The organism is Microbacterium sp. B35-30, from assembly GCF_010634855.1.
Taxonomy (GTDB): Bacteria; Actinomycetota; Actinomycetes; order Actinomycetales; family Microbacteriaceae; genus Microbacterium.
This window is the reverse complement of record NZ_MWLQ01000019.1, coordinates 40033-56833: the sequence shown is the minus strand read 5'-3', so window position 1 is coordinate 56833 and position 16801 is coordinate 40033. Positions and strand designations below refer to the sequence as shown.

The 16801-nt window shown below is 67.2% G+C and carries 13 protein-coding genes; 5 read left to right on the top strand and 8 right to left on the bottom strand.

Annotated elements, in window-relative coordinates; all coding sequences use genetic code 11:
• Positions 1 to 8 precede the first annotated feature (8 nt).
• Both B2K11_RS11550 and B2K11_RS11545 read left to right on the top strand, forming a co-directional pair.
• Positions 9 to 995, top strand: coding sequence for an alpha/beta hydrolase (locus B2K11_RS11550; RefSeq protein WP_163618432.1), 987 nt, complete (start codon positions 9 to 11; stop codon positions 993 to 995).
• A 15-nt stretch (positions 996 to 1010) separates the two neighbouring features.
• Positions 1011 to 3278: a glycoside hydrolase family 3 C-terminal domain-containing protein gene (locus tag B2K11_RS11545; protein WP_163618431.1), complete on the top strand. Its 2268-nt coding sequence runs from the start codon at positions 1011 to 1013 to the stop codon at positions 3276 to 3278.
• Positions 3279 to 3362: 84 nt separating this feature from the next.
• Here the strand turns inward: B2K11_RS11545 and B2K11_RS11540 are convergent, their stop codons facing one another.
• The 4 genes from B2K11_RS11540 to B2K11_RS11525 form a co-directional block, all read right to left on the bottom strand.
• Positions 3363 to 4271, bottom strand: a complete 909-nt coding sequence (locus B2K11_RS11540; RefSeq protein ID WP_163618430.1) for an alpha/beta hydrolase — start codon at positions 4269 to 4271, stop codon at positions 3363 to 3365.
• 10 nt (positions 4272 to 4281) lie between these two features.
• The gene (locus tag B2K11_RS11535; protein WP_163618429.1) at positions 4282 to 4935 is read right to left on the bottom strand and encodes a TetR/AcrR family transcriptional regulator; all 654 of its coding nucleotides are present in this window, start codon (positions 4933 to 4935) and stop codon (positions 4282 to 4284) included.
• 445 nt (positions 4936 to 5380) lie between these two features.
• Positions 5381 to 5992 carry a TetR/AcrR family transcriptional regulator gene (locus B2K11_RS11530; RefSeq protein ID WP_163618428.1) on the bottom strand — a complete coding sequence of 204 codons (612 nt, stop codon included), beginning with the start codon at positions 5990 to 5992 and terminating at the stop codon, positions 5381 to 5383.
• A gap of 180 nt (positions 5993 to 6172) precedes the next feature.
• Complete coding sequence (locus B2K11_RS11525) at positions 6173 to 7696, bottom strand: MFS transporter (protein WP_163618427.1); 1524 nt, start codon at positions 7694 to 7696, stop codon at positions 6173 to 6175.
• A gap of 183 nt (positions 7697 to 7879) precedes the next feature.
• On the opposite strand from B2K11_RS11525, the gene B2K11_RS11520 reads away from it, so the two are divergent.
• A complete protein-coding gene (locus B2K11_RS11520) occupies positions 7880 to 8668 on the top strand; it encodes an IclR family transcriptional regulator (protein ID WP_204260095.1) in 789 nt (262 codons plus the stop codon).
• On the opposite strand, the gene B2K11_RS11515 is transcribed toward B2K11_RS11520, so the two are convergent.
• Genes B2K11_RS11515 through B2K11_RS11500 form a run of 4 tightly spaced genes read right to left on the bottom strand, consistent with a single transcriptional unit; the run spans position 8662 to position 12132 of the window.
• Positions 8662 to 9336 carry an SDR family NAD(P)-dependent oxidoreductase gene (locus B2K11_RS11515; RefSeq protein WP_163618426.1) on the bottom strand — a complete coding sequence of 225 codons (675 nt, stop codon included), beginning with the start codon at positions 9334 to 9336 and terminating at the stop codon, positions 8662 to 8664. The two genes, B2K11_RS11520 and B2K11_RS11515, sit on opposite strands and share 7 nt — an antisense overlap.
• Positions 9333 to 10355 carry an alcohol dehydrogenase catalytic domain-containing protein gene (locus tag B2K11_RS11510; RefSeq protein ID WP_239525962.1) on the bottom strand — a complete coding sequence of 341 codons (1023 nt, stop codon included), beginning with the start codon at positions 10353 to 10355 and terminating at the stop codon, positions 9333 to 9335. Before B2K11_RS11510 ends, B2K11_RS11515 begins: the two co-directional genes overlap by 4 nt.
• 8 nt (positions 10356 to 10363) lie before the next feature.
• Complete coding sequence (locus tag B2K11_RS11505; RefSeq protein WP_163618424.1) at positions 10364 to 11224, bottom strand: fumarylacetoacetate hydrolase family protein; 861 nt, start codon at positions 11222 to 11224, stop codon at positions 10364 to 10366.
• On the bottom strand, positions 11221 to 12132 hold the full coding sequence (locus B2K11_RS11500; protein WP_239525961.1) for an SMP-30/gluconolactonase/LRE family protein: 912 nt from the start codon (positions 12130 to 12132) through the stop codon (positions 11221 to 11223). Before B2K11_RS11500 ends, B2K11_RS11505 begins: the two co-directional genes overlap by 4 nt.
• 88 nt (positions 12133 to 12220) lie before the next feature.
• Between B2K11_RS11500 and B2K11_RS11495 the strand changes: the two genes are divergently transcribed.
• Positions 12221 to 13939, top strand: a complete 1719-nt coding sequence (locus B2K11_RS11495) for an IlvD/Edd family dehydratase (protein ID WP_163618422.1) — start codon at positions 12221 to 12223, stop codon at positions 13937 to 13939.
• Entirely contained in the window at positions 13926 to 16754 is a 2829-nt protein-coding gene (locus B2K11_RS11490) for an FAD-binding and (Fe-S)-binding domain-containing protein (protein WP_163618421.1), read from the top strand. Before B2K11_RS11495 ends, B2K11_RS11490 begins: the two co-directional genes overlap by 14 nt.
• Positions 16755 to 16801: the final 47 nt, after the last annotated feature.

Genomic DNA, 16801 nt, shown 5'->3' with positions numbered 1-16801 from the left:
GGATCAGCATGACCGATCAGTATTGGAACCGGCTGCTGGCCAAGTACACGGAGATGACGCAGCTGGGCGCGGCGCATCCCAGCGCCGTCTTTCCGGACCCGAGCCTGGGCAGCCTGCTCGAGGCCCCGGTGGAGGGCGAGGAGGACTACACGCCCCCTGCAGTTCACACGCGTGATCTCCCGCTGGGAGTGGGGGCCGAATCCTTCCAGATCCGCGTGTACACGCCTGCGACGCCAGAGAGCTCCAACCGAGCGCGTGCGCTCTTCGTATGGGTGCACGGGGGAGCTTGGGCTTTCGGCGACCTCGAGGGAGGGGAGGGTGACGCGACCGCCCGCGAAGTAGCTGCACGAGCGGATGCGGTCGTCATCGCCATCGACTACCGGCTGGCACGCGCCGGTGTCCACTATCCCGTGCCGCTCGACGACGTGATCACCGCGTACCGGTGGGCGGTCGCCCACTGTGACGAACTCGGTGTCGACCCCGCACGCATCGTTCTGGGTGGCGCCAGTGCCGGTGGCAACCTCGCGGCCGGCGCGGTTCTCCGGCTGGCAGATGAAGGCGACACGATGCCAGCCGGCATCGTCCTGGCGTACCCGACGCTTCATGCCGTGCTCCCGCCCGCATCGGCGGAGCTGCAAGCGCGACTGGACCGGATGAGTGCTGCTTCAGGCTTCAAGCCCGAGATCTACACGCCCATCGTGGAGAACTACCTCGGCGGTCCGGCCGACGCGGCTCCCCCAAATGCGATGCCCGGCGTCGCGGACGATCTGTCCGTGTTCCCGCCGACCTACATCTTCAACTGCGAGTTCGACGGGCTCCGCGCATCTGGCGAGCGATTCGCGGAACAGCTTCGCGATGCAGGTGTGCCCGTTCGCAGCGAGACGGTGCGCGGCGTCGCGCATGCACATCTTGCTCGCCCGGGTCTCCCGCAGGCCCGTCAGTCCCACGCCGACCTCGCGGCGTGGGTGGCGGCGCGGGTCGCTCAGCCTGTTTGACCAGCACAGAAGGACATGATGAACATTTCGGCATCCGAACTTTCCCTCGACCAAAAATCGCGACTCGTCTCGGGAGACGGGTTCTGGCACACCTACGGGATACCGGAATCCGGCATCGAGGCCGTGAAGCTGTCTGACGGGCCTCACGGCCTGCGGTCCCAAGGCGAGGCGGGTGACAATTTCGGTCTCACCGCAAGTGAGGAATCCACGTGCTTCCCGCCGGCGGTCGCCATCGGATCGAGTTGGGATCCCTCCGTGGCCGAGCGGGTGGCTACCGCGATCGGCCGTGAGGCCCGCGCCCTCGGAGTCGACATCGTGCTCGGACCGGGCGTCAACATCAAGCGATCACCCCTCTGCGGCCGCAATTTCGAGTACCTCTCGGAGGATCCGCTGCTGTCAGGCGTTCTCGGGTCTGCCTACGTGACCGCGATCCAAGCCCAGGGCGTCGGGTGCTCGGTCAAGCACTTCGCCGCGAACAACCAGGAGAGCGACCGAATGCGCGTGAGCGCCGACGTCGACGAACGCACCCTGCGCGAGATCTACTTCCGTGCCTTCGAACGCATCGTGAAGGAGGCGCGTCCCGCAACCCTTATGTGCTCCTACAACCGGATCAACGGCGTCTTCGCGTCTGAGAACCGCTGGCTGCTCACCGACGTGCTGCGCGGAGAGTGGGGGTTCCAGGGCGCGGTCATGTCGGATTGGGGAGCAGTGCACGACGGGCCTGCCGCCGTTGCGGCGGGCCTGGATCTCGAGATGCCGGGGACCGAAGGGCGCACGCCGCCGCTGATCGCCGAGGCGGTCCGCGCCGGGACGCTCGCCGAACGAGAGCTCGATGTCGCGGTTGCGCGAATCCTCGGCCTTCAGCAGTGGCATGGCGCCGGGCGCCGGGTTGAGGCGGACTTCATCAAGCATCACCAGCTTGCCCGCGAGGTGGCCGCGGAGTGCGCTGTGCTCCTGAAGAACGACGACACCCTCCCTCTAAGCGCAGCGACGAAGCTCGCTGTCATCGGAGAGTTCGCGCGCAGCCCTCGATTCCAAGGGGGCGGAAGCTCGCATGTCCGCGCGACACGCACCGAGTCCTTTCTTGATGCGCTCCCCGAGTTCACAGACGGCGCCGTCGCCTTCGCGCCTGGTTACAATCTGGAAGGGGGCGGTGACGAGGCTGCGCTGCTTGACGCGGCTGTCGGGATCGCGGCGGATGCTGACGTCGCGCTGATCTTCGCAGGGCTGAGCGAGAGCGACGAGTCGGAGGGTTTCGACCGGACCAGCACGGAGCTCCCCGGCAGCCAGGTGGCACTCATCCGCGCCGTCGCCGCGGTCGCCCCGCGCACGGTCGTCGTGCTATCCAACGGTGGCGTGGTGACCGTGGAGGAATGGCACGCTGACGTGGCGGCCATTCTCGAGGGTTTCCTTCTCGGACAGGCAAGCGGGGGTGCACTCGCAGATCTGCTGTTCGGCAAGGTCAATCCGTCGGGCAGGCTGGCCGAAACCATACCGCGTCGCCTCGCAGACCACCCGAGCACACCCAATTTCCCGGGTGAGCGCGGCCACGTGGTGTACGGCGAGAGGCTGCTCGTCGGATATCGGGCCTTCACTACCCTCGGCAACCCGGCCCGCTATCCATTCGGGCACGGGCTGAGCTACACGGCATTTGAGCTCACCGACTTCCACGTGGATGTGACGAGGCCTGACTCCGCCGTCGCCACCGTCACAGTGACGAACACTGGTTCGCGAGAGGGCGCCTATGTCGTGCAGATATACGTGGCCGCCCCCTCCACCCTCGACATCCAGCGCCCTGCGCGGGAGCTCCGTGCGTTTACGAAGGTAATGCTCGGTGCGGGCGAGTCGATCTCTGTCTCGCTTCCGCTGGATCGCCGGGCATTCGCCTACTGGGACGTAGACGCATCGGACTGGGTCGTCGAAGCCGGTTCCTACACAGTGCAGCTCGGCCGTGACAGTGAGACGGTTCTCGCGGAACAGACGATATCGCTCACCGGTGATGACATCGTGCGCGAGCTCACGCTGTGGTCGACGCTCGAGGAGTGGATCACCCATCCGATGATCGGTCCGACCCTGCTGGATGAGATCGATTCGGACAAGCTCCGCTACGTATCGCAGCCGCACATCCTCCGCGGCATCGGTACGCTTCCCATGCGCAAGATCGCCGACACGCTGCGCGACACGGTTCCTGAGGACACGTTTCTGACGATCATGGCACGCACCCGAAAGACGAAGACCGCCGCAGACCCTGAGCCGAATAGGGTGCGTGCGACGACGGGGTGATCGGCGCGAATGCAAGAGCCGCGACGGGACCTGTTCACGGTCCCGTCGCGGCTTCGTTGTTGGGCTTGAGGGCTGAGCTCCGCGTCAGCGCAGGAGCCAGTCGGCCATGCGGCTCATGCCTGCGCGGCCGAACTCGGACTCCGGCTCGTTCAGGAATCCATGCTGCGATCCGGGGAGGTACTCGACCTCGACCTGGACGTCGGCTTCGCGCAGCTGGTTGGCGTAGAGCTCGCCGGATGCGCGCAAGGGATCGGCCTCCGCATTCAGAACGATCGTCGGCGGGTGGCCGGCCGGGACGGCACCGTTGCCGGGAAATGCGATCTCATCGTGGACCCCGGCCTCGCCGGCGAAGTGCCCAGTCGTGAAAGCGAGCAGCCCCGCGATCATGTCGGGCATATCGACCCGCGCCAGTGCCTCCGCGAGTTCGGCGGACGGCGCGGGTAGCTCCGCGTGGATCGCGGGGTACGCGAGGACCAGCGAAGTCGGCGCGGACCCACGGCGTGCAAGACGCTTCGCGACTCCGGCCGCGAGATTGCCCCCAGCGCTCGCGCCCCCGAGGTGCATAGCGATGCCCTCGAGGCCCAGCACCGGCCGCTCCGCAAGGGCCCAGTCGTATGCGGCGAGCAGATCGTCCGAGGGTATAGGGAACGTCACACCGCGCAGGGAGAGGTGATAATCGACTGAGAACACGGCCACGCCGCGCGATGCGAGGGCGAGACCGACCCAGTGCGATTCGGGCATCTCGATGCTTCCCCCAACCCACGCTCCGCCGTGCGCCCATACGAGCCCGGCACGCGCTGGCTTCGAGATCGGAAGATACCGCCGCACCACGATCTCTCCTGCGGGGGCGAGGATCTCCTCGTCCTGTACCTCGACATCCGAGAGGGCGTCATCGAGCTGGATCAGGCGAGCGGTGTCATATCCGTTCGACTGATCCTGGGGCGGGGCCGCCTCGAGCGTCGCGAGGATGGTCTCGAACGATGGTGTTGTCATGGGTGTCCTGTCAATCGGTATGAGTGGGGGAAAGCACGCTGGGAGACGCCGACTCACCAGCGGCCATCGCCGGGAGGACGACCGTCAAAAAGCGTCGGATCTCGGAGACGAGGTCGACCGAGTCCCGGTCGAGAAGCCATTGGAGCTGTAGCCCATCGGCAAGAGAGATAAGCTGCGTCGCGAGGCTGCGCGCTTCGACCGCGTTCCCGATGCGCCCCTGGTCGATCAGTTCCTGGAAGTACCGGGTGCCGGCTTGACGTTCGCGCCGATAGCGTTCGACGAAATAGTCATGCGCGGGGTGATCGGGGGACGTCGCCTCGGCGGAGAGCACGCAGTGCAACTCGGTCAACTCCGGCGTGTGGACGTTGCGCGCCGCGATCGCGATGAGCTTGTCGGTTGCATCCTCGCCGACCTCGATCCGGTTCTCGTCTCGCGATCGCCGATCGCGCTCCTCGAGCACGGCAGCCAGCAGCGAGTCCTTGTCCGGAAAGTGATGCTGTAGACCGGTGAGGGTCATGCCGATTCGATCTGCCACGTCGGTCAGGGTTGCCCCGCGATATCCCGTCGACGAGAAGAGCTCGAGAGCCGCATCCACCGCCCGCTGGCGCGTGATCGCCGACTTCGCGTAGGGGCCGCGCTTCTTTGCGGGTGTTGTGGTGGTCATCTCAATCCGCCTCGCTACGTGGAATTCCGGTGTGCGGTCAACATTAGGACTTCATCTCGGTCGCGAGCGGCGCCTCCGCGGTGAAGGGCGAAACAGTGCGGTACCGGATGAGGATCTCGCGTGCCTCGTGGTCCTAGATGGCGGGATGCCCCGGTACCTGATGGACGGCTGGCACACCAGACCGGCTTGGTCGGCCAGACTCCTTCGGCTGGGAGATCCTCAAGCCGCTGGCGATGGCGAGGGACTCGTTCTCGTCTGGGAATGCTTCGACCTTCACGAGACCCTCTGTGCACGCATATGCGGTATATATGAGTATACACATATATTCAGGTCACCAGATTGAACTCGCCGGCGCGCTAGCTGCCGCGACTACCCTCGCGGCGGTCTTTAGATTCGCGAGGGCAGCGTCGACGCCCGGTCGGGGTAACTTCGCCGGGGGGGTGGGTCAAAGTTCGACGGCGAGCAGAACGCCGATGTAGGTCCGAAGCTCCGTAGCGACGTCGATCGAACGGTTGCGCAGCCAAAGCGACTGCAACCCCAACGTCGTGGACAGCAGCAGGCGCGCGGCGACCCCGGGCTCGATCTCGGCGCGCAGTTCGCCCTGCTCAGCCATGGTGACGAAGGCCCGAGTGAGCAGCTCTTCGGCGCGTTGATACAGGTCGTTGAAGTACCCGTGCGCCGGGTTGTCGGCCGATATCGCCTCTGCAGAGAGCACGGCCTCGAGCTCGACTAGCACGGGTCGTGTGGTGTTCTCGGCGACCGATGCGATCCACGCGCGGATGACGTCGATTCCGATCGGCTGGGCGAGCCGGGCGCGTTGGAGTGTGTCGACTTCGCGCCACTTGAGCACGGCCTCGAGGAGGTCCACCTTTGTCGGGAAATGATGCCGCATACCCGCGTGCGTCATCCCTGCGCGCTCGGCGACTGTCCGCAAGGTTCCGTCACGGAACCCCGACTCGGAGAAGACCTCGACCGCGGCGGAGATGATGTCCGTGCGCCGCTGAGCGGACTTGGCATACTCGCCGCGCGCGCGAGGCGCCGCCTCCGATGTCGCCATGTGCTTGCATCCTCTTCATGGTGCGGCGGCCGCAGCGGGCCGCCAGCGTTCTCCACTACACCGTAGTCCGCCCCTGACGCGCTGATCTACGTGGAGTCAGAGAGCGAAAGGTGCACACAGAGAGGCGGAGGTCGGCTGCGGATGCCGGCGATGGCCCGCTCGGCCTCGCTCCTGCTGAGATCAGTACCTGCGGGAGAGCTGCGCTTCGCACTCCTCGCGGGAGATCTCGCCGCTGTTGCACTGCGCCATCAGTGATGCATCGCGGTCCCGGAGGCGGTAGAAGGCCATCATGACCCCGAACGCAAGGCAGCCGAGGGCAGGAAGCAGCGAGATCGTCAGCCAGAGCGCGGTGAGCGCGCTCGGGGGCTGCTCCATTCCCTGCGCGGCGAGGTCGGAGAAGTCCGTCGCGTTGACGGCCACCCAGCCGCCGAGAGCGAGGACGAACATCGCGAACGCCGCGGAGACGCCCGCGGACGCCTTGTGAACGAAGGACTCCAGCGCGTAGAAGATTCCGGAGCAGTCCTGGCCCGTCTTGTAGCGGGTGTACTCGATCGTGTCGGGCACCACGAACGTCATGACGACCACGATGAGCGCGCCCGGAATCGACATGATCGCCATGAGGGCCACCACGACCGTGACGTTGCTCGGGCCGAGGAGGAACATCACCACGCCGGTGATCGTGGCGAGCAGGGCGGCCGCCAGGAGGGTGTTGCGTTTGCCGAACCGGCGTACGATCCGGTCGGCGAAGAATTGGAGGATGAGGCCCGGCAGGAACGCGACAAGTACCGGCAGCGTGAGAATGAGCGAGTTGTTGAAGAGGAAGAACGCCGCGAACATGCCCGTCGTGAGTTGGGTCAGGCCAAGGCCGCGGACGACGTCGGCCGACAGCAGCAGCAGCATGTACTTGTTCGTCCGAAGAGCTCTGAACATCTCGCCCACGGTGTAGCGGGGGGCGGCCTCTTCGGCGACGTTTTTGAGTCCGACGTTGTGCTCTTGGACCTTGCGGGCGAGCGGGAGCATCAGGAGGAAAGCCACGATCGCGGAGCCGATGGCGACTGCGGCGACCGGCCAGCCGACGAACTCGCTGATCATCGCCTGCCATGCGAGCCCGGCGACGACGGCGAACACGACCATCAGGACACCCTTGACCTTGAGCAGCGCGTTCCGCTCGGTCACGTCGTCGGTGAGGGTCATGATCATCGAGCTCATAGGCACCTGGCTCAAGGTCGTCGCCACGTCGTAGAGCAGATACGCGATAGCGAACCAGGCGATCTTCGCGTATTCCGGCAGTCCAGAGGGCATCGCGAAGAAGATGATCGTCGCCAAGGGCAGAAGCGCGAACGTCACTCGATACCACGGGAGATACTTGCCGGTACCCGCGAGCCGACCGAGCCATTTCATCTTCGTCGGGTTGATGCGGTCGATGACGTAGCCGAAGAGAAGATCGTCTGCGGCGTCGATCAACTTCACGATCAGGATTAGCGTTCCTACGGCGGCGAGGCTCATTCCCTGCAGCATGAGGAAGATGGTGAGGAACGAGGCGAGTATGCCGGAGCCCGTCTGCCAGCCGGAATAGCCGAGGTAGTAGCGCACGCGCTCGCCGCGGCTCAGACGCCATCCTCCGCGGAGTTCTTTCCGCGGAATGTCGTCGCGAGCCGCCTGGACGGCTTCGACGGTCTCGTTGTCGATGGGGGGAAGAGCCACCGGCGATCCTCCTTGATCATGGTGTGCGGTGGAGCTGGTGCCGATCACTCGGGAAGTGGGCTGAGCTCAATTTCTGAATTGCATCATATATTCGTCGCCTGTGCAAGCTATTCTTGGAATGAGCGCGCGAGATGATTTCACGATGTCGGACTATGATGCCGATAGTCGGATTCAGGGAGCATCGTGGCCGGAGCGGAGTTGAGCCCAGACGGCGCTCGCGTCGTGGGCGCGGACAGAGTTCTCGCGGTGCTGATCGAACTAGGCGACCATCCGCAGGGCGCTACGCTCGACGAACTCTCACTGGCGATGAAGAGTCCGAAGTCAACGGTGCATCGCGCGCTGACGTCGCTGCGCAGGGCCGGCCTGGCGACTTTGGTCAGCCGAGGCACCTACGCGCTGGGCGACGAGTTCTTCCGCGTGGCCTTCCGCAACCTCGCCGACCGGCCCGATGCGCTGCGGATCACGCCGGTCCTCGAAGAGCTTACGCGCCGATATGGCGAAACCGCCCACTATGCCGTTCTCGACGGCGCGGACGTCGTCTACCGCGCGAAGACGGATCCTCCCGGTGGGGCGGTGCGGCTCACCTCTGTCATCGGCGGCCGCAACCCCGCGTACCGCACAGCGGTCGGCAAGCTGCTGCTGAGCTACCTGATCACCAGTGAGCGGGAACTGCGTGGGCTAGTGGGTGAGGGGCCGCTGCAATCGCGGACGCAGCACACCATCACGGATGTCGGAGCCCTGTGGCGTGAGCTGCAGGTCAGCGCTGAGCGCGGGTACGCCGTCGATGATCAGGAGAACGAGGTCGGCGTCAACTGCCTCGCGGTGCCGGTGCGACTGGACCAGAGCGGCCCGCCAGCAGGTGCGGTGAGCGTAAGCGCGCTCGCGTTCCGCTTGCCGCTGGCCGACCTGGTGGCCGAGGCCCCGGCGATCGCCGCGGTCGTCCGTGGCGAATCGGTCGCCGACCTTCAGTAGGTTGCACGGCCGCCGCTGATGTCGTAGACCGCGCCCGTCGAGAAGCTGACTTTCTCGGACGCCAGCCACGCCACCAGCTCGGCGACTTCGGTTGCTTCGCCCACGCGCTTCATCGGGATGAGACTCGTGATGTGCGCCAGCACATCCGGGGCGGTCGCGTCATTCATGGGTGTGGCGATGACGGCGGGCGCGATCGCGTTGATCAGGACGCCGGTGGTGGCGAGTTCTTTGCCCGCGGACTTCGTGAGGGCGATGACCGCGGCTTTCGAGGCCGAATAGACGGCCAGGTTGGGATTGCCGTCCTTGCCGGCCATGCTGGCGAAGTTCACGACGCGGCCCCATCCTCGTTCGACCATCCCGGGGATGAAGGCTCGCATCATCGCGACCGTGCCGAGCACGTTGACCTCGAACGTGGTCCGCCAGTCCGCCGGGATCGTCTCGACGAGCGGCATATTCGGGCCGACGATTCCCGCTGAATTGACGAGGATGTCGACCGGTCCGAGGTGTGAGGCGAGGTGGGCGACGGCATCCTCGTCGGTGATGTCCACGAGTTCGTCGACGTCGCCGGCACGGTCGACCGTCACGACCTCGATGCCGTCGGCGCGAAGGCGGACGGCGGTGGCGGCGCCGAGGCCGCGCGCACCGCCGGTGACGAGCGCACGTTTCATGACGGCTCCTGTTCTGATCGCCGAGCGATCTCAACGTGGATCTTGGGTCCCGCTCCGGCGCCGGTCGGGCGCGCGCCGGCGAGGGCGCCAGCAAGGTCCTCGAGACCGATGGTGGCGGCGATGAGCGGACGCGGGTCGACCGCGCCGTCGGTATACGCCGCGATCGTCGGGTCGAGGCCGGCTGATGCGCCGAGGATGCCGACGGCGGTGATGTCGCCGAGCGCGAGCATCCGCGTGTCGATGAGGCTGGGGCTGCCCGCGAGCCCGACGTGCACGATGCGCCGGCCCGGCTCCACGAGCTCGAGGGCCTTCGCGGGTAGGTGCGGCGCGTTGGAGGAGTCGATGACGGCGTGCCACGCGAGGTCAGGGAGGTCGGCCTCGGTCCAGACGCCGTCGAATCCGAACGACCTCGCGAACTCGAGCGACCGGCCGGGTCGGCCGAGGAGATGCACTTCGGCCCCGGCCGCGCGGGCGAAGAGAGCGCAGAGCAAGCCGATGGCTCCCGGCCCCAGGATGAGGACGCGGTCGCCGCGCTCGAGGCGGGCGGCGTCGACCGACCGCCAGGCGTTCCCGCCGGGTTCGACCATGGCGCCGGTCGCATCGTCGACGGCGTCGGGGAGCGGGTGCAGCGCCCAGGCGGGGACGGCGATCTGCTCGGCAAGAGCACCGGCCCGGCCGTTGCGGACCCCGATCTCATCGCGGAACTGGCACACGTGGTGCAAGCCGGCGCGGCAGCGTTCGCAGCGCTGACATCCGAGCATCGTGTCACCGGTGACGCGGCGGCCGATCCAGGCGGCGTCCACGCCCTCGCCGACGGCCGACACGGTGCCCATCCATTCGTGGCCGATGCGCATCGGGTACTGAGCGTGTCCCTCATGGAGGTACTGCATCTCGCCGGTGTAGAACTCGATGTCGGTGCCGCAGATGCCCGCTCGCGCCACGTCGACGACGACCTCGCCGGGCGCCGCCGTGGGCGGCTCGACGTCCTGCACCCCGGCCTCGCCGGGGGCGGTGATCACGAACGCCTTCATCGCGGCGCGAGCACTGTCTGTCGCTGCGAGCCGAGCCCGTCGATCTCGAGTTCCATGACATCGCCGGGCTGCAGCCAGATCGGCGGCTGGAATCCCATGCCGACGCCGGGAGGAGTGCCGGTGTTGATGAGGTCGCCGGGTTCGAGCACGAGGAACTGGCTGATGTAGTGGACGATGAACGCCGGATCGAACACCATCGTCGATGTCGAGCCGTCCTGCCGGCGGATGCCGTTGACGTCCAGCCGCATGCCGAGGTCGAGCACGTCGGGCACCTCGTCCCGCGTCACCAGCCACGGCCCGGTCGGGTTGAATGTCTCCGCCGACTTGCCCTTCAGCCACTGACCGCCCCGCTCCAGCTGAAACGCCCGCTCGCTGACGTCGTTCACCAGGACCCAGCCCGCGATGTGATCGAGCGCCTGCTCGGGCGAGTCGAGGTAGCTCGCGCGTCGACCGATGACGATGCCCAGCTCGACCTCCCAGTCCGGCTTGGTGGACCCGCGCGGAATCCGCACGTCGTCGTACGGACCGACGAGCGTGTTCGGAGACTTGGTGAACAGGATCGGCTCGTCGGGCACCGCCTGACCCGTCTCGGCCGCATGGTCGCGGTAGTTGAGTCCGACGCAGATGATCTGGTGCGGCCGTGCGATCGGCGCGCCGATCCGCTGATCGAGGAGGGGACGGATGCCGCCGGCCGAGGCGCGTTCGGCCACCACCGGTCGGATGCGGTCGATGCCGCCACCGGCGAAGAACGCCTCGTCGAAGTCGGTGACGACGTCCGACAGGTCGACGTAGGTGTCGTCGCCGACGAAAGCGACGGGCTTCTCTTCTCCGGCGGCTCCGATGCGGGCGAGCTTCATGGGGTCTCCTTCTCGTTCTCGGCCACGCCGCTCCACGGCGGCACGGGTAGTCCGCGAACCCCTGGCCGAGCGGTGAACAGCTTTCCTGACAGCGGGTACGCGGCAAGCTGCTCGTCGGTCAGGTCTTGCGTCGCGGTGGTGATGACGAGGGTGTCGAGGCTTTCGCCGGCGAAGGCGACGCTCGATACATGGGGGGCGGGGACTCGGATCGTACGCTCGTGCTCGCCCTCGGGCGTGTAGCGGCGCACCTCGCCCAGCCCCCACATCGCGATCCAGAGGTAGCCGTCCGCGTCGCTGCACATTCCGTCCGGGAAGCCGTCGGCGAACTCGATCAGTGCCCGGCGCTCGCCCGTCGCTCCTGTCGCCATGTCGTAGGACCTGGCGAAAACGACGCGCCGTAGCGTGTCCACCGAGTACAGGACGGAACCGTCCGGACTCCACGCCAGCCCGTTGGAGAGGGTGAGGTCATCGTCGATGGTCGTCAGTGAACCGTCCCGCTCGAGGCGGACCAGCACTTCGTTCTGCGAGTCGTCCCCGAGGGACAGCGTTCCGATGAGGAATCGTCCGGCCGGATCCGGCTTCCCGTCGTTGGTCCGTCGCAGCTGCCGGGCACGGATGACGCGGACGAGCTCCCGCGTCGACCCGGCGGCGGGGTGGACGAGCAAGGTCTCCGCGGCGGCGACGATCCAGGATCCGTCTTCGGCGACCGCGACGGCGCCGACCGTGCCCGGGAACGGCACATGCTCGACGTCGCTGATCCGTCCGTGCGCGTCCAGACGCCCGGAGAACACGAGTCCGCGCCGGATGTCGACCCACAGCACCACCTGTCGGGTGGGGTCCCACACCGGGCCCTCGCCCAACTCGCACCTGATGGGGTTGGCCAGAATGACGGCATCCGTGATGGTCAACTTCGTCCCCTTCAATGCATGGCGTGCTGACGCCGCTACTATAGTCATATTCCGTCAATCAGACGTAATTTCCGAAAGTTGGTAAACAATGGCGTCCGACCTCAGGAGCTCGGAGTGGTACTCGGGAGACGACCGGAACGCCTACATCCATCGCGCGTGGATGCGGCGGGGTGTGCCCGACACCGCGTTCCGCGGGCGCCCGCAGATCGCCATCGCCAACACTGCGTCGGATCTCACCCCCTGCAACGCGCACCTCGATGAAGTGGCGCAGTCGGTGAAGAACGGGATCTACGAGGCGGGCGGGATCCCGTTGGAGTTGCCGGTGGTGTCGTTGGGTGAGACGCAGGTGCGTCCGACGGCGATGCTGTGGCGCAACATGGCGGCGATGGCCACCGAAGAGATGCTGCGCGCCAACCCGATCGACGGCGTGGTGCTCCTGGGGGGATGCGACAAGACGATTCCGGCGCTGCTCATGGCCGCGGCATCCGTCGATCTTCCTGCCGTCGTGATCCCGGGAGGCCCCATGCTCACCGGTCACTTCCGCGGCGAGGCGCTCGGCTGCGGCACGGATGTCTGGCGGCTGAGCGAGGAGGTGCGCGCGGGCACGCTCAGCGAGGCGCTGTTCGAGAAGTCGGAGTCGTCGATGATCCGGTCGAAGGGGCATTGCAACACGATGGGGACCGCCTCGACGATGGCGCTCGTCGCCGAGGCCCTGGGAACGATCGTCCCGGGGCTCGCAGGGACGCCGGCACCCGACAGCAGGCTGCTGGAGGCCTCGCACGAGACCGGGCGGCTGGCGGTGGAGCTGGTCGCGGCGGATCGACGCCCGTCGACCTTCCTCACGAAGGCGAGCTTCCACAACGCCATCGTCGCGCTCGCCGCCATCGGCGGCTCGACCAACGCGGTCGTGCACTTGCTGGCGATCGCCGGGCGGCTCGGGATCGACCTGACCATCGACGACTTCGACCGCATCGGCGCCGACGTGCCGCTCCTGGTGAACCTGCAGCCCGCCGGGCGCTACCTCATGGACGACCTGTACCGCGCCGGCGGCTTCCTCGCCGTGCTCCGCGAGGTGAAGGACCTGCTCGACCCCACGGCGCTCACCATCACCGGCAGCCCGCTCGTGGACCACCTCGACGACGCGCGGATCTGGGACGCCGACGTGATCGCGTCGCGCACCCAGCCGCTGATCCCCGCCGCGGGGATCAGCGTTCTCCGCGGATCGCTTGCGCCGGGTGGAGCGATCATCAAGCCCGCCGCCGCATCGCCTCACCTCTTGAAGCATCGGGGCCGCGCGGTCGTCTTCGACTCGATCGAGGACTTCCACGCCCGCATCGACGATCCCGACCTCGACATCGACGAGGACTCCGTCATGATCCTCCGCGGATGCGGACCCATGGGGTATCCCGGGATGCCCGAGGTGTCGAACATGCCGCTGCCGAAGAAGCTGCTCGAGAGGGGAGTGCGCGACATGGTCCGCATCTGCGACGGGAGGATGTCGGGCACCGCCTACGGCACCGTCATCCTGCACGTGACACCCGAGGCCGCCGCGGGCGGGCCCCTCGGGCGGGTGCAGACCGGCGACTGGATCAATCTCGATGTCCGCAACCGCCGCCTCGACGTCGAGGTGCCGGCTGAAGAGCTCGCCGCGCGTGGTGTCAACGACGCCACCGTGCAAGGCTTCGCCAATCCCCGCCGCGGCTGGGAGCGACTCTACGTCGATCACGTCATGCAGGCAGATACGGGAGCCGACCTCGACTTCCTCGTCGGTTCTAGCGGTTCGAAGGTCTCCCGTGAGTCCCACTGAAACCGCCACGCTGCCCGCCCCCGATCCGGCGCTGCTGCGGGAGCTTGAAGCGACCGGCGTGGTCGTCGGAGTGCGGGCCACCGACCGGCTTGCCGCCGCGCACGACGGCTCGCATTACCTTCTGACGCCGCAGGCCGTGGTCACCGCGCGCGACGCAGACGATGTCGCGGCGACGATGCGCGCTGCTCAGCGCGCCGGCGTTCCCGTCACCTTCCGCTCCGGTGGGACCAGCCTCTCCGGGCAGGCCGGCACGGGCGGGGTCCTCATCGACACGCGGAAGAACTTCCGCACCATAGAGGTGCGGGAAGGCGGCGACCTCGTCCGCACCGGACCGGGGGCGACCGTGCGAGCCGTCAACACCCGGCTCATCCGGCATGGCCGCAAGCTCGGCCCCGACCCCGCCAGCGAGATCGCCTGCACCATCGGCGGCGTCGTCGCCAACAACTCCAGCGGCATGTGCTGCGGCACCCACTCGAACACCTACCGCACTCTGTCCTCGTCTATCTTCGTGCTGCCGTCCGGGACCGTCGTGGACACCACGGCGGGCGATGCCGACAACCTCCTGCGCGCGGCCGAGCCGCGCATCCATGCCGGGCTTGAGCGACTGCGCGACCGCGTCCGCGCGAACCTCGACTCGGTTGCCGCCATCGAGCGGCTCTACGCGATCAAGAACACGATGGGGTACGGCCTCAACGCCTTCCTCGACTACGACCGTCCGGTCGACATCCTCGAACGCCTGCTGGTCGGGAGCGAGGGCACTCTCGCATTCGTCGCCGAGGCCACCTTCCGCACGGTTGCGCTCAAGGCGCACGTCGCGACCGGCCTCCTGATCTTTCCGACCCTGGATGCCGCGACCGCAGCACTGCCGGCACTGGTCGACTGCGGCTTCGCCGCCATCGAACTCCTCGACGCCACCAGCCTGCGCGTCGCCCAGCGCGACCCGGACGCCACCGCCGGGCTGCGGGCCCTCCAGGTGGACGGCCACGCGGCGCTCCTCGTCGAGCACCAGGGCGAGAGCGCAGCGGAACTGGGCCGTTTGATCGCCGGTTCCGCCGCGCTCCTGAAGGCGCTGGCGTTGACGGTGCCGGCGGCACTCACGGCCGACCCGGTGACGCGTGCGCAACTCTGGCACATCCGCAAAGGCCTCTTCACCGCTGTCGCAGGCGCGCGTCCCTCGGGAACGACCGCGCTGCTGGAAGACATCGCCGTCCCGGTGGACCGGTTGCTTCCCACCTGCACGCGCCTCATCGAGCTGTTCGACCAGCACGGCTACGAGGACAGCGTGATCTTCGGGCACGCCAAGGACGGCAACATCCACTTCCTGCTCAACGAACGCTTCGACGACCCGCAATCGCTTCTACGCTACGAGGCATTCACCGACGAGATGGTCGACCTCGTGCTCTCCCAAGGCGGCACGCTCAAAGCCGAGCACGGCACCGGCCGCATCATGGCGCCCTTCGTCCGGCGGCAGTACGGCGACGAGCTCTACGAGGTCATGCGCGAGATCAAGACCCTCATCGACCCCGGGGGGCTGCTCAACCCGGGAGTGGTTCTGAGCGACGACCCGACCGCACACATCCGCAACCTCAAGATCGTCCACACGGTGGAAGAAGAGGTCGACCGCTGCGTCGAGTGCGGCTACTGCGAACCGGTGTGCCCCAGCAAAGACATCACCCTCACCCCGCGCGAGCGTATCGTGCTGCGTCGAGAGATGGCACGAGCCGAAGTGGCAGGAGATGCCGCGCTGGCGCAGCAACTGCGCTCCGAATACGACTACGACGGGGTCCAGACCTGCGCCGTCGACGGCATGTGCCAGACCGCCTGCCCCGTCCTCATCAACACCGGCGACCTGGTCCGGCGCCTGCGAACCGACACCCAGAACGCCGTCACGCAATCGGGATGGAAGCTCGCGGCGAAGAACTGGAAGACAGTCAGTCGCATCGGGGGCATGGCACTGACGGTGGCGGATGCCGTCCCCGCAGCTCTTCCCGGAGCTGCCACCGCCATGGGTCGTGCGGTCCTCGGCGACGACATCGTGCCCCGTTACACCAGCGATCTCCCCGCCGGCGGGGAAAAACGGCGGGTGTTCGCGGAGTCCGACGCGGTGGCCGTGTACTTCTCCAGCTGCACGACGACGATGTTCGGGCCGGCCAAGCCCGGCACGCGAGGGGTGGCGGAGTCGTTCCTGGACCTGTGCCGGCGAGCAGGCGTGCCTCTCGTAACGCCTGACGACCTGCCATCACTGTGCTGCGGAACGCCGTGGAAATCCAAGGGCCTCACCGACGGATATGCCGTCATGAAAGACCGCGTGGCGACATCTCTCCGTCGGGCGACGCTCGACGGAGAGCTCCCCGTCGTCTGCGACGCCTCCTCCTGCACCGAAGGGCTGCACGTGCTGCTGGACGCCGCCGGCGAGATCGGCATCTGCGTCCTCGACGCCGTTCAGTTCGTCGACGAGGTCGTGCTCGACCGGCTGCCCGTGGGGGAGCGAGTCGCGTCACTGACCCTTCATCCGACGTGCTCCTCCACCCGGATGGGGATCAACGACTCCCTCACCCGCGTCGCGGCGGCCGCCGCCGGTACAGTGCACATCCCGGAGGATTGGGGATGCTGCGCATTCGCCGGTGACCGCGGAATGCTGCACCCCGAACTCACCGCATCGGCAACCGCACCCGAAGCAAACGAAGTCGCCGTGGCAGGCGGCGTGGCGCACGCATCCCTCAACCGCACCTGTGAACTGGGCATGACACGCGTCACGGCGCAGCCGTACCGGCACATCCTCGAAGTACTGGCCGATACCTTCCCCGCGAAATAGCGGCGTCGTGCAGGAAATCACCGGACTATCCGCCGTCGTCACCGCGA

Coding starts and splice junctions, on each gene's coding strand:
- B2K11_RS11495 (WP_163618422.1), top strand. CDS start 12,221: ATGGCGTCCGACCTCAGGAGCTCGGAGTGGTACTCGGGAGACGACCGG.
- B2K11_RS11535 (WP_163618429.1), bottom strand. CDS start 4,935: ATGACCACCACAACACCCGCAAAGAAGCGCGGCCCCTACGCGAAGTCG.
- B2K11_RS11540 (WP_163618430.1), bottom strand. CDS start 4,271: ATGACAACACCATCGTTCGAGACCATCCTCGCGACGCTCGAGGCGGCC.
- B2K11_RS11550 (WP_163618432.1), top strand. CDS start 9: ATGACCGATCAGTATTGGAACCGGCTGCTGGCCAAGTACACGGAGATG.
- B2K11_RS11530 (WP_163618428.1), bottom strand. CDS start 5,992: ATGGCGACATCGGAGGCGGCGCCTCGCGCGCGCGGCGAGTATGCCAAG.
- B2K11_RS11545 (WP_163618431.1), top strand. CDS start 1,011: ATGATGAACATTTCGGCATCCGAACTTTCCCTCGACCAAAAATCGCGA.
- B2K11_RS11505 (WP_163618424.1), bottom strand. CDS start 11,224: ATGAAGCTCGCCCGCATCGGAGCCGCCGGAGAAGAGAAGCCCGTCGCT.
- B2K11_RS11515 (WP_163618426.1), bottom strand. CDS start 9,336: ATGAAACGTGCGCTCGTCACCGGCGGTGCGCGCGGCCTCGGCGCCGCC.